Origin of the sequence: Staphylococcus coagulans, assembly GCF_002901995.1 — a bacterium.
Classification (GTDB): domain Bacteria; phylum Bacillota; class Bacilli; order Staphylococcales; family Staphylococcaceae; genus Staphylococcus; species Staphylococcus coagulans.
This window is the reverse complement of the sequence record NZ_PPQN01000016.1, coordinates 61,374-75,166: the sequence shown is the minus strand read 5'-3', so window position 1 is coordinate 75,166 and position 13,793 is coordinate 61,374. Positions and strand designations below refer to the sequence as shown.

Genomic DNA, 13,793 nt, shown 5'->3' with positions numbered 1-13,793 from the left:
TTTGAGGATTGATGTCCCTACTTTTTTCATATCATCAGTTTTGTATGATATGTCATTATGATTCTCATTGTTTGTAAGGATTCTATCTGTTATCTAATACAAATTGCAATAGATCTTCCTTAAATAAAAATCCATCGCTTATTTTAGGGTCATCTGCATAAAAACTACTGTTAATACCCACAACTTGATTATTTTTATTAAATAACGGTGAACCTGATGCACCTGGACTCGCAAGAATATCAGACTTATAAGTACGATTACTACCAAAAGCAAAGTCCAAAATCTTTCCGTCTGAACCCCACATAATGTAACGATCTCCTAAACTTGGATAACCTGCAATATGTAAATTATTTTCGGATGTTTCAAGCCACTTTTTATCTATAAAACCGGCATCTATAATAGCAGCCTGTTGGACAACTTCTCCAACATTTTTAGCCCCATTTTTAGGTACAACTGTTAAAATGGCAACATCATCGTCTTTATGAGGTGCAAATTTAACACTTACTACACTAAAGTCACCTAATGACTTAGGACCATTATTCTTTTGATTGAACGCTAATTTAAACGTGCCACTATCTTTACCTTTAAAGTTAATACCAACATGTCTGTTCGTAGCTACTGTGTTATTACCAATTACAAATCCTGTACCAGAACGTCCATTATTAAAATCAATTCTACCCACAATATGATATGGGGCATTTTGTGAATCTTTAATAGGATAGATTTCACTATTTGCTACTGCTGTAAAACCACTATGCGAGAAAATAACGGGAACCATAGCTAAAAGAAGGGCGACAAGCATACAAACTTTTCCATTCGAGCGCTTTGGGTTTGTATGTAATATCAAATAAAAGAAAGCAACTATCACTAACCAAGTCAGATAGCTCAAACTGCGCGATAAGAAAAAGGCAGGACCGCGAAATCAATAAGATTTCGTCGTCCTGCCTAAGTATAGAAATAATAATTAAAGCAATGGGACTTCATCCCCTACTAAGTCTTCACTTACTTACGTATCGCACGATGAGTCACTTGTTCTCGTTCTTCACACTCTTGCGCCGCGTTACGTCGCTCATGATGTGCGGTATCACGTTTTGACCTCAATTGAAATGCAATGAAGTGATAAATAAAGAATAGAATTAAACTTAATGAAAGTGATTGTAATAATAAATACTGCCAAGTTCCTGCCACAAAATATGTTTCTTTAATTGTTGTCGTAATAACCATCGCGAAAAATAGAATGACTAGCTTTTTAAGCACTTTCATCACTCCCTTTGTTTATACATTAAATCCTAATAAAACAAGCCATAGTTATATGCATAGAAGTATTGATTAAAATGACTTGCTCAGTCTATAAACTGAAAACTATTTTTAAATCATTTTCTTTATTGTATCGTGTTTTAATCCATATGTGAAATGACTTTAAGAAAAGTTTTGTATGTGTTTAATCGTTAACTACTTAATTGATTTAAACAATATTCGATATTTCCATTGCATTCTATTAGCGATTAGATTTTGGATTCAGTGCATCTTTGAGCCCTTCACCGATAAAGTTGATACATAAAATGGTTGTTGTAATGACAATTGCGGGTGGCATCCATATCCATGGTTTGCTCCTTAAAATATCTCCTTCTTGTGCATCTGTCAACATATTCCCCCATGTTGGGACACTTTTACTAATACCGAATCCAAGGAAACTCAGTCCCGCTTCAGCTACAATTTGTACCGCAAATACGAGTGTCGCTTGAACTATAATCACACTTAGAATATTCGGTAGTAGATGTTTAAGCAATATTTTATAAACCGGAGTCCCGATGGATTTAGCCGCTAAAAAGTATTCATTTTCTTTTTCTTGTAGTACTTTACCACGAACGATTCGGGCAACCCCTACCCACGACAAAGCGATTAATACGGCACCTAAAACAATAGCAGAGCCATATTGATTTTCGATTTTTCCGCTAAATGTCGCATTTAACACAACAGCGAATGGAATAAATGGGAAAAGCATCACAAATTCTGTAAAACGCATTAATAATGTATCTACCCATCCACCATAGTAACCTGATATCATCCCTATAATGATCCCTAAAGTCATTAAACCAATGGACGTCAGCAATCCAAACATCAATGAAACACGTCCAGAATAGAGCAAGCGACTTAAGATATCTCTTCCCCCTGAATCTGTGCCTAACCAATGTTCTGGTGACATATCACCTTTGATTAAAACTAAATTTTGCTCGTTAGGATCATAAGGTGCAAGTAATGGCGCTAAAAATGAAATCACAACAATAAGACCTAATATAATAGATGCAATGATTGCAGGTTTATTTTTTAGAAATTTTTTACGCGCGATGGCTAATGGTGATTTACTTTTTGCTTTTTGTTTCTTATCCATACTTTCTCCCCCTAATTACTCTTAATTCTCGGATCTACAATGCTATATGTGATATCCGATATTAAATTTGCAAGCAATCCTAAAAACGAAAAGAATAATAGTAGCGCCATCATTAACGGATAATCTTTACCACTGATTGCATCAATGAGTAGCTTACCAATACCAGGATAAGAGAAAATGGTTTCTGTAATGACAGCACCGCCGAAGACAGATAAAACATCTGCACCAAAAAACGTTACGATGGGTATAATAGAATTTCTCAAAATATGCTTATTATATATTTTAGATTCTGATAAACCTTTCGCACGTGCTGTTCGAATATAATCTTTACGGGAATTTTCGATAATATCGTTTCTTAAAAATTGTACATAGCTGGCTGTAGATAGCAATCCTAAAACGGTACCCGGTAGAATAGCGTGATAAATTTTACTGATATAATAAGGCATCGTCCCTGGTTCTAGACCAATCTCTACCGAACCAGAAAATGGAAAAAGGCCTAATTGAAAAGCAAAAATGTAAATAGCAAATACACCTGCAACAAATGAAGGGATAGCCAGCATTAAATAATTTAAAAATTGAATACTATAATCATATAAACTATAAGGTTTGCGTCCTGACAAAATCCCTAAAGGAAAAGCAATCAAATATGTAATCACGAGACTGATTACGCCAAGTAAAATCGTATTCGGCATTCTTTCTTTAACTAAGTCGATTACTGGACGTTTGTAGCGAATGGAATCTCCTAAATCTCCGTGTAATACACGTTCTCCCCACTTGAGATATTGAACCGGAATCGGTTCATTTAAACCTAGCTTTTCACGTTCCTCTTCATAATATTTTGCACCCGCTTTTGGATCTATGTTACCTGAAAACGCATCCCCGGGCTGTAACTTAGCAATTGTAAAAATGACAATGGACATAAGCAGTAGCATCGGTATCATAAGTAAAATTCTTCTTGTAATTAAAGTTGTCATTTTGTCATCCCTCCATCATTTAATAAGATACATGCCGCATAATGATCTTTACTCACTTCTACAGACGGTGGCTTTATCTCAGCACATCTCGGTTCTGCAACTGGGCATCTAGTATGGAATGGGCACCCTTTTGGTGGATGACTGGGTGAAGGTAAATCTCCTTCTAATATGATACGTTTCTTACGTGCTTTTGGATTAATTTCTGGAATCGCTGAGATGAGAGACTGTGTATAAGGATGTGACGGATTTTGATATATTTGTTCAGCTGGACCTTGCTCTAAAATATGACCTAAATACATCACACAAATATAATCACTGACATGTTTTACGACACTTAAATCATGGGCAATAAAAAGATAACTGAGACCAAATTCTTCTTGTAATTCGTCCATGATGTTCAATACTTGTGATTGGACTGACACATCCAAGGCACTGACCGGTTCATCTGCAATAATCAGATTAGGTTTGAGCGCAAGTGCACGTGCAATGCCTACACGTTGACGTTGTCCTCCTGAAAACTCATGCGCATATTTATAATAATCAGCTTCATTCAAGCCCACACGTCTAAGAAGGCTTTTCACTTCACCCTCTATATCCTTTTGCTTTTTCTTATAGTAATTCCTGATTGGTTCTCCAACAATATCGCCTACCATTTGCATTGGGTTTAGCGAGGCATATGGATCTTGAAACACCATTTGAAAACCTTTGCGCGCTTCTCTTAGCGCTTTCCCCTTAAGCTTTGTTAAATCTTGACCACAAAATAGAATCTCACCAGCATCCGCCTTTTGTAAACATAAAATCGTTCGACCTGCAGATGATTTACCGCAACCTGATTCTCCAACCAAGCCTACCGTCTGTCCTTTTTTTATAGAAAATGAAATGTCATCGACAGCTTTCACTTCCCCCACTTTTCGTTGAAACACACCCCCCTTAATTGGATAATACTGTTTGAGATTTTTTACTTCTAAAATATTTTCATTCACCATGATTATTCCCTCTCTTGAATTGCGCCTCATCTTCATATAAGTGACAAAAAACTTGATGTTCTTCTGCAATCGAAATGGCTTTGACATTTTTTTCTAAGCAAATAGGCATCGCATTCGGACACCTATTCGCAAAACGGCAACCCACTTGAGGGAGTCCTGTTAAACTCGGTACACTACCTTGAATCGTTTCTAATTTATCTTGTTGGACATCCAATCGAGGTATGGCTTTTAAAAGTAACTTGGTATAAGGATGTTTCGGATGGGTAAATATTTCTTCAACAGTTGCCGTCTCAACAATTTTACCTGCATACATTACAGCAACACGGTCGCAAATTTCTGATATCACTCCTAAATCATGTGAAATAAAAATGATCCCCATTTGTGTATCTTGCTGAATGCGTTTAAGAAGTTCTAATATTTGCGCTTGAACCGTCACATCTAGCGCTGTTGTAGGCTCGTCAGCAATTAATAATTGAGGCGCGCATGAAACGGCCATTGCAATCATGACCCGTTGTCGCATCCCCCCTGATAATTGATGTGGATACTCGTCGACGACCTTGTCTGGACGCGGAATCCCTACATCTTTCAATAATTGAATGGCTTTTGACTTCGCTTCTTTTTTTGAAAGTTTTAAATGTAGCATCAGCATTTCCATAAGTTGGCTTCCAATGGTAAAAACTGGATTTAAAGACGTCATCGGCTCTTGGAAAATCATCGCAACTTCTTTACCCCGAACACGATTGAATTGTTCGGCTTGAAGATTATCGATACGTTGGTCTTTGTACATCACTTCTCCAGATGCAATCGTTGCGATTTTTTCAGGCAACAATTTTAAAATGGATAAACTTAATACCGATTTTCCAGAACCGGATTCTCCTACAATGCCTAATATTTCACCTTTTTTTACTTCCAAATCGATATTTGATATTGCGTTATGTCGTTTCCCTTCTATGTAAAATGCTGTTGGATAAACCTTTAACTTCTAACAAATTGCCATTATTCATTTTTCCACCCCTCTATGCGCGTATAAAACGTCTTAAAATTAAAAATAATATATGCCCAATTTTTTGATGATAACAATCGTATTTTTATATTAAGAAAAGGACAGGGTTGTTATACATCAACCCCATCCCTTTTAAATCATCATCTTAACAGTTGACTCTTATTTTTTATCTTCAACTGCCCATTGGTAAATAGGGTTCGATCCCTTCAATGATACTTCAAAGTTTTTCACTCTGTTATTCACAACTGTCACATCTTTTAATTCAACGATTGGAATAACAGGTACATCTTCAGCCATAATTTTTTGCCATTCTAGATATTTTTCTTTACGCTTTTTATTACTATCTCCAACGACTTTTGAATCTACCGCTTCACTTAACAGCTTATCCGCTTTTGGATTGTTATAGCGTGATTCATTCCATAACGCTGTTGATTTATATAAGTCTGATGGATCTGGATCCGCACCTTGTTGCCATGTTCGGAAGTAAACTTCCATATCTTTTGAAGTATTTTCTAAATCTGTTGCATACTTACCAAACTCTTCCATTTCAACTTTCGTTTTAAGTCCTACCTTTTCCCAATAACCTTTAATCGCTGCTGAACGCGGTTCAAATGTAGGGTTAGAGCCGGCATAATGTTTTAAGTTAACTACAAATGGCTTGCCATCTGGATCTTCACGCCAGCCGTCACCATCTTTATCCTTATAACCTGCGTCATCTAATAATTTTTTCGCTTTCTTAACGTTGTGATCGTATTCGTGTACATCACCTTTTTTAGCACCACTCCAATGTGCTGATGGAATGAGACCATTTAATGGTTTACCATATCCATAATAAAATGCGTCAATCCATTCTTTACGATTAATCGCGTACGCCATCGCTTGACGCAATTGTTTATTTTGATATTTCGGTCTTTCTTTTCCAATTTTCCGACTTTTCTTGTCATAATCATTTAAAACAAAACCAATAATTGTATATGATGTTGACGGTGCTTCTAACAACTTCAAGTTATCTGAACCACTGTCTTTAATTTCTTTGGCAATAGGAGGCGTAATTGAAGCCATATCAATATCCCCTTTTTCAAGTGCTTGTGTCATAGATGTCTGTTCTACAACACGTAAATTAATCTTGTCAATTTTCGGTTCACCTTGCCAGTAATCTTTATTTTTAACTAACTCTACTGACTCCCCATCAACAATATTTTTAACTTTAAATGGTCCAATACCAATTGGATGTTTACGCACAGCATCAGATTTCGCCATATCCTTCACCGGAATATCTTTAAAGATTTTTTCACTGATTGGTGCAGATGTCCATAACTCTAACAAGTTGTTCGCTTTATGTGCTTTGAACGTAACTTCTGCAGTATAATCGTCAATCTTTTTAATACCACTGATGTTTTGCGCTTGGCCTTTATGCTTTTCCTCTGCCCCTTTAATAACGTCTACACCGCTATATCTTGGTCCATCATAATCAGGATCTGCAATCGTTTCTAAAGTGAAAATCCAGTCATTAATTGTGAGCGGATTACCGTCTTGCCACTTAATCCCTTTTTTCAATTTGAATGTATACGTTAGATCATCATCTTTATGCTTTTCCCATGACAAAATTTTAGGTTTAATTTGTAAATTGTCATCCAATTCAATCAATGAATCATTAAAATAATCAATAACACCTGAATCACCTGTAGAACTTGAAAAAATAGATTGGAAGTTTCCTTCTGGCGGTTCAGCAATCCCCACATTCAAAGTTCCTCCCTTAGCATCACTTTTTTCAGTTTTGCTACTATCATTTTTAGCAGTATCTCCACTTTTTCCACAAGCTGACAAAACTAAAACTACACTCAATGCTAAAAACAATACATAACGATAAGCCTTTTTCATTGGCGTTCCCCCTTAAATATAATCATTGAATTATCTTTTCCTTACTATTATTGTATTTTTCTGAATTTTTTGTCAACATGTATTTTTAGAATTTGTATTCTTTCATTATTTATAATAATGTACACAAATTTTCATATTTGAAACAAATATAAATTTATATAGAGTAGATCATTTATATAAAAATAGAATAATAACATCTCAACATCAACAGAGACATTACTGTTCTAAAAGCTGAATGCTTTGTATATTTATAAAGTAGACGGGTAATGCTATTTTAACTGTAAAATAGTCATTTATATTGTAGATAACGCATCAACAATCGGCACTTTCCCTGTTAAAATTTGAAATTCTTTACCGTGATATTTGGTTTGAGCAGCCACTTCATATAAAACCGCAGCAACATCCTCTCGTGGAATTTTTCGATCATTCGGTTGATCAAAATATTGCGCAGCACGGATTTCCCCTGTACCCGAATCATTTGTTAACGCACCTGGATATAGTCGCTGTTAGTGCACTTCGTCTTAAATAGTCATCGTCATAATGTTTTGCGATAGTATAAGGTTTTAAATCTCCACTCGCATCAAACGCTTCACGTCGAGAGTCGTAGGTTGAAACCATGATAAAGTTTTCGACTTTCGCCGCTTCACTTGTTTTAATCGCTTTGACAGCACCATCTAAATCAACAATGATTGTTTTTCTGCCCCTGTACGCCCTCCAGAACCGACTGAAAAAATGACTTGACTATAATCTTGAAACAACTATGTTAACGATTCGATAGATTCTTTTTCAATATTAATATAAACGGTGGCAATACTTTTTGTTTCTAACGCTTATTTTTGTGCATGGTCACGTACACTTGTTGTAAAACCCGTGTCGTTGGATTGGAATATTCTCACTAAATGTTGACCTACACCGCCATTGGCACCTAAAAGTAACGTCTTTATCATAAAGTTTCCTCCTCTATCTAATCATCTCACGTTTCATGATAGTACAATTCATACACACGCCTTTGATTCTGCTCATTAAATAGTGCTTACAATCTATCACATCTTCTCTCAAACAATTAAGTTAGCATGTGCAACATGAAAGCAAATAATAAAATCAAAGCTAGTGGAAAAACAATAAAATAGCATCCACTTGTTTTTATTCCTAATATCATGCGCCCTATTTAAAAAGTATTCCATAATCAATTTAAAAAAGATAACTACAATATACATAAGAAAGAATAATTTAATATTTAGAGAAAATAGTTAAAAAAGAAAAAGAGGCTAAAATAAAATAATATTGGTTTACAAAACGTGTCAATTAAATTCCTCCCTTCATCTCACTGAAACGAATAGGGGCTTTTATACATCCTATCGTTAATGCCCTTCCCTTTTTAATCATTAAAAAAAACCGCACACGTGAGGGGCGTGTACGGTTCGAAACATTATTTAAGGGTTATTATGATTCTAAAAGAGTGAATAGATCCATGTCTTATTGTTTTACCTAGCCGATAGGTGTTAAGGGGGTTACACCTTTAAAGTCAACGTATTGGTATGCTTTTTCAACTTCTTCATCTGTCGGGGGCTCGACATCATTAAGTTCATAAGGAACACCAAGTGCTTCCCATTTATGCACACCAAGCTGATGATAAGGTAAAATCTCAAACTTCTCGACATTACCAAGTTTATTTATAAATGCGCCGAGTGCTACAAGGTCTTCGGGGGTATCAGTAAGACCTGGCACAAGCACATGTCTAATCCATATCGGTTGACCTTTATCAGCTAAATATTGAATATAATTTAATATATGAGTATTGGGTTTTCCAGTTAATCTTTTGTGCGTTTCATTGTTAATATGTTTTATGTCAACCATCAACAAGTCTGTATACTCGAGTAGTTGATCAAAATGTTTTTTAAACGCTTCAGTATCGTTTGCACAGCCTAAAGATGTGTCAATACAAGTGTGAATGCCGTGCGCATGAAGCTTTTTAAAGAGCTCCGTTATAAATGGCATCTGTAGAAGCGGTTCTCCACCACTAACTGTAACGCCGCCTCCAGATGCTTCAAAATATGGGAGGTACGGTGTGATTTCAGCCACAAGTTCATCTGGTGATGCTGATCGCGACGGCTCATTAATCTTCCATGTGTCTGGATTATGGCAGTATAAGCATCTCAATAAGCAACCTTGTGTAAAGATGATATAGCGTAGACCTGGTCCATCTACTGTTCCTAAACTTTCAATTGAATGAATGTGTCCTCTAATCATTGTACTCCCCCATTTTACCTTCTCTTAAAATCTGTCACTCCGACTGTGACGCCTATTGCTTTGCCGTTACATTGTTTCGTGGAATGTACGAGATATAACGTCTAATTGTTGTTCGCGTGTTAATTTAATAAAGTTTACAGCATATCCAGATACACGAACAGTTAATTGTGGGTATTCTTCTGGGTGTTCCATCGCATCAATCAATGTTTCACGGTTAAATACGTTGATGTTTAAGTGGTGACCATGTTGTAAAGCATAACCATCAAGGATACTTACAAGGTTTTGTTCTTGTGTGTATTCTTCTTTACCTAATGATTTTGGAACGATACTAAATGTATTAGAAATACCGTCTTTACAGCAGTCATAAGGTAATTTAGCTACTGATGATAATGATGCTAATGCACCGTTTGAATCACGGCCGTGCATTGGGTTTGCACCTGGTGCGAATGGTTCGCCAGCTTTACGTCCATCTGGTGTATTACCTGTTTTCTTACCATAAACAACGTTTGAAGTAATTGTTAATACACTCATTGTATGTTCTGAATCACGGTAAGTGTGATGTTTACGTAATTTTCTCATAAAGCTTTCTACAAGTTGTACCGCAATATCATCTACACGTGGATCGTTGTTACCGTATTTAGGGAATTCGCCTTTAGTTTCAAAGTCAACTACTAAGCCATTTTCATCGCGTACTGGGCGAACTTCTGCATATTTAATTGCTGATAATGAGTCAGCTGCAACTGATAAACCTGCAATACCTGTTGCCATTGTACGGTGTACATCTGTATCGTGAAGTGCCATTTCAATACGTTCATAACTATATTTATCATGCATGTAGTGGATAACATTCAATGAGTTAATGTACACGCCTGCAAGCCATTCCATCATTTCATCAAATTGACGATAAACTTCATCATAGTCTAAAACTTCTGATTCGATTGGCGCAAAGTTTGGTGCAACTTGAGCACCTGATTTTTCATCTTTACCACCATTAATCGCATATAATAATGTTTTAGCTAAGTTTGCACGTGCACCGAAGAATTGCATTTGTTTACCAATACGCATTGCAGATACACAACATGCAATACCATAGTCATCGCCATAGCTTTCACGCATCAAGTCATCATTTTCATATTGAATTGAACTTGTTTTGATACTCATTTTTGTACAATAACGTTTAAAGTTTTCAGGTAAACGAGTTGACCAAAGTACAGTTAAGTTTGGTTCTGGTGCTGGTCCTAAGTTGTCTAATGAATGTAAGAAACGGAATGAGTTTTTAGTTACCATATGGCGACCGTCAATGCCAACACCACCAATAGATTCTGTTACCCAAGTTGGGTCACCAGAGAATAATGCGTTGTAATCAGGTGTACGCGCAAATTTTACAAGACGTAATTTCATGATGAAGTGGTCGATAATTTCTTGTACTTCTTTTTCAGTAATTGTACCTGCTTCTAAGTCACGTTCAGCATAAATATCAAGGAAAGTTGAAGTACGACCTAAACTCATTGCTGCACCGTTTTGTTCTTTAATTGCTGCAAGATAAGCCATGTATAACCATTGAACAGCTTCTTTAAAGTTTTCAGCTGGACGACTTAAGTCGAAACCGTAACGTTCACCGAGTTGTTTTAATTCTTGTAAAGAACGATATTGTTCTGATACTTCTTCTCTTAAACGGATGACATCTTCAGTCATTGTTGATGATAATTCATTGAAGTCTCTTTGTTTTTCTTCCATTAAGAAATCAATACCATATAATGCGACACGACGATAGTCACCAATAATACGACCGCGTCCATATGCATCTGGTAAACCTGTGATAATACCTGCTTTACGACACGCTAACATTTCTTTTGAGTAAGCATCGAATACACCTTGGTTATGTGTTTTACGATATTCTGTGAAAATATGTTCTGTTTCTTTATCTAATTCATAACCATAAGCTTCACAAGCAGCTTTTGCCATTCTGATACCACCAAATGGTTGCATTGAACGTTTGAATGGCTTGTCAGTTTGAACACCAACAATTTGTTCTAACGATTTGTCTAAATAACCTGCATCGTGCGATAAAATTGTTGATGGTAATTTTGTATCCATATCCCAAATGCCGCCACGGTCACGTTCTTCTTTAGATAAAGCCATCACTTGATCCCATAATTTTTCAGTTGCTTCAGTAGGTCCTTCTAAGAAACTATCGTCACCTTGATAACCTGTGAAGTTCAATTGGATAAATTCACGCACATCTACATTGCGAGTCCAACGTCCAGTTTTAAATCCTTCCCAAGCATTGCTTCGAGTATTCGTATCTTTAATCATGGTTACATACCTCCAATTAGGTTTTGTTCATCATTTCACAATCAGTATAACAGGACTTGTGGATGAAATCACTTTAAATTGTAAGCGTTTTAAAATATGTCATATTTTGGATTTATTTTGTATAAATTTTCGTCACAATTCTAGACTTATATTTTTAATTTTTTAAGCATACAACTATGCTGTGAAAAACATGCTTATGGTCCTCAAGTCTCAACTCAATTTGCCTTCATTGAAGCAGAAGCGAAGTCATACAATAAAAAGTATTATCATAAAAAATAGCACTCAGACGATTTTCTATTTAAAATCATCTGAGTGCTATTTATTTTGGGATTGATGTCCCTCTTTTATATTTAAAGATCATGCGTAAGACATGTCACCTTATATGATTGTAAATTCAATTTTTAAAAGTGTATGTACAAACACGTGTGGACAATGGCGTGCTGCTTATAAAGTATTTTAATTTTAAAGCTCGACTTGTTATTTTTCAGTCGCTGTAAATTTGTATATCTCAGAAGTGTAGAGTTTAAACACTTTAGAAAGCAATAAATTGACTATAAAGCCTACAACAAGTGGGATAATAAAAAATACAAAAATCACAATCATCAGCGATGTTATGTGATTACCTTCCATTAATTCTAATGCTTTAATCGGGCCCACAAGTCCAACAATTCCAAACCCAGCCGTTTCTTTTGTTCCAGTTATACCGAGCAGTGCGCCTACAGCTCCTGTAATCGCAGCAGTAATACCCACTGGTAAAAAGATGATAGGGTAGCGAATCGTATTAGGAATCATCATCTTCATGCCCCCTAATAAGATCGCAATGGGCACACCAATTTTATTGACACGTAAAGTACCAATAAACAGCACGATTGCTGTTGTGGCTACCCCAATAGCAGCTGAACCCGCAGCTAATCCAGAAATTCCTATCGCTAGACCGACTGCTATCGTAGAAATCGGTGAAATGATAATAAATGAAAATAAAACCGCAATCAATACGCCCATTAAAACTGGCTGTAAAGTCGTAAAAGTATTCACCAAACTTCCGATTGCTAATGTAATTTTACTGACATAAGGTAAGGTTAAAACGCCGATAAGACCCGGTACACCTCCGACTAAAATAGGCAATAAAATTACATTTAGGCTTCCTAAGCGATCACCAATCCATAATACAAGTAGAACCGCAATTAAAGCGGTAATCATCGTATTAATTAAATCTCCAATTCCTACGATTTGCCACCCGGCTTCAGTCACTTTAGCTGCACCAGAACCTACAAAAGATGCCGCTCCTACTAAAGCTGTACTCATAGGATCAAGTTTGAATTGTAAGGCAATAAGTACACCGACCATAACAGGTAAAGCAAATTGTATGCCTAGTACGACAAATTGTAATGTGCTAAATATATCTGCATATTGGCTTAAATACTTAAATAATCCACCTAATACAGCATTAGGAATCAGTCCTGCAATTATTGAAATCGCTAAACCATTCAACACCTTATACATAAATTGTTTAAAGTTCATTCTTTTCTCTGTTGCTTCCATTTTATCTACCACCTGAAATGAGTTAATGAGATGTATTACATGGCTAAGTTGTGAAATGGACAGTAATATTAAGGATTATGCCATCTGATAGGAGACATAAGTGTACGTCGTCATGTACTATATGATACACCACTGATTTCAGACACATTTCCTTTTTTAACATTCACCTTTTTTTAGCTGCATTTGAATACTCTTGTAGCGTACCGTAACCTTTTTTATTTTTCAATATAATTTTTAGAATTTTCTTATTATTAAAGCACTAAACACGGTTAATATGCTTTTGAACAAAAAATATTAAAACGCCTTTCGAAGTCTTCATTATACAATGTCCACTTTGAAAGGCGCCTATTATGCTGTTATATATTTAAAACTGTATGAACTTAGCTAGATAAGCATCAAATTTTCGATTTCTACACACGTCTTAAACATCTCGTCGACTGTGGTTGTTT

At 35.9% G+C, this 13,793-nt stretch carries 9 protein-coding genes and 2 pseudogenes; all 11 read right to left on the bottom strand.

The window, feature by feature from the left end; genetic code table 11:
- Positions 1-82: 82 nt before the first annotated feature.
- The 11 genes and pseudogenes from CD118_RS04740 to CD118_RS04690 all read right to left on the bottom strand — a co-directional run bounded on the left by CD118_RS04740 (position 83) and on the right by CD118_RS04690 (position 13,344).
- Positions 83-802 (bottom strand): trypsin-like serine peptidase, encoded by a 720-nt coding sequence (locus CD118_RS04740; protein ID WP_103356338.1) that lies wholly within the window; start codon positions 800-802, stop codon positions 83-85.
- 200 nt (positions 803-1,002) lie between these two features.
- On the bottom strand, positions 1,003-1,263 hold the full coding sequence (locus tag CD118_RS04735) for a hypothetical protein (RefSeq protein WP_207554608.1): 261 nt from the start codon (positions 1,261-1,263) through the stop codon (positions 1,003-1,005).
- 235 nt (positions 1,264-1,498) lie between these two features.
- Positions 1,499-2,392: an oligopeptide ABC transporter permease gene (gene opp4C, locus CD118_RS04730; RefSeq protein WP_060829437.1), complete on the bottom strand. Its 894-nt coding sequence runs from the start codon at positions 2,390-2,392 to the stop codon at positions 1,499-1,501.
- An 11-nt stretch (positions 2,393-2,403) separates the two neighbouring features.
- Positions 2,404-3,366: an oligopeptide ABC transporter permease gene (opp4B, locus tag CD118_RS04725; protein ID WP_050345215.1), complete on the bottom strand. Its 963-nt coding sequence runs from the start codon at positions 3,364-3,366 to the stop codon at positions 2,404-2,406.
- Positions 3,363-4,352: an ABC transporter ATP-binding protein gene (locus tag CD118_RS04720; RefSeq protein ID WP_050345214.1), complete on the bottom strand. Its 990-nt coding sequence runs from the start codon at positions 4,350-4,352 to the stop codon at positions 3,363-3,365. The genes opp4B and CD118_RS04720 overlap by 4 nt, the downstream gene beginning before the upstream one ends.
- A pseudogene (locus CD118_RS04715) lies at positions 4,342-5,356 on the bottom strand (ABC transporter ATP-binding protein). The gene CD118_RS04720 and the pseudogene CD118_RS04715 overlap by 11 nt, the downstream one beginning before the upstream one ends.
- Before the next feature lie 158 nt (positions 5,357-5,514).
- Complete coding sequence (opp4A, locus tag CD118_RS04710; protein WP_103356336.1) at positions 5,515-7,236, bottom strand: oligopeptide ABC transporter substrate-binding protein; 1,722 nt, start codon at positions 7,234-7,236, stop codon at positions 5,515-5,517.
- 293 nt (positions 7,237-7,529) lie between these two features.
- A pseudogene (locus CD118_RS04705) lies at positions 7,530-8,180 on the bottom strand (SDR family oxidoreductase).
- A 544-nt stretch (positions 8,181-8,724) separates the two neighbouring features.
- The gene (pflA, locus tag CD118_RS04700) at positions 8,725-9,486 is read right to left on the bottom strand and encodes a pyruvate formate-lyase-activating protein (RefSeq protein WP_050345209.1); all 762 of its coding nucleotides are present in this window, start codon (positions 9,484-9,486) and stop codon (positions 8,725-8,727) included.
- Between the two features lie 66 nt (positions 9,487-9,552).
- Complete coding sequence (pflB, locus tag CD118_RS04695) at positions 9,553-11,802, bottom strand: formate C-acetyltransferase (protein ID WP_050330005.1); 2,250 nt, start codon at positions 11,800-11,802, stop codon at positions 9,553-9,555.
- Positions 11,803-12,279: 477 nt separating this feature from the next.
- Entirely contained in the window at positions 12,280-13,344 is a 1,065-nt protein-coding gene (locus CD118_RS04690) for a PTS sugar transporter subunit IIC (RefSeq protein WP_103356335.1), read from the bottom strand.
- Between the last annotated feature and the right edge of the window lie 449 nt (positions 13,345-13,793).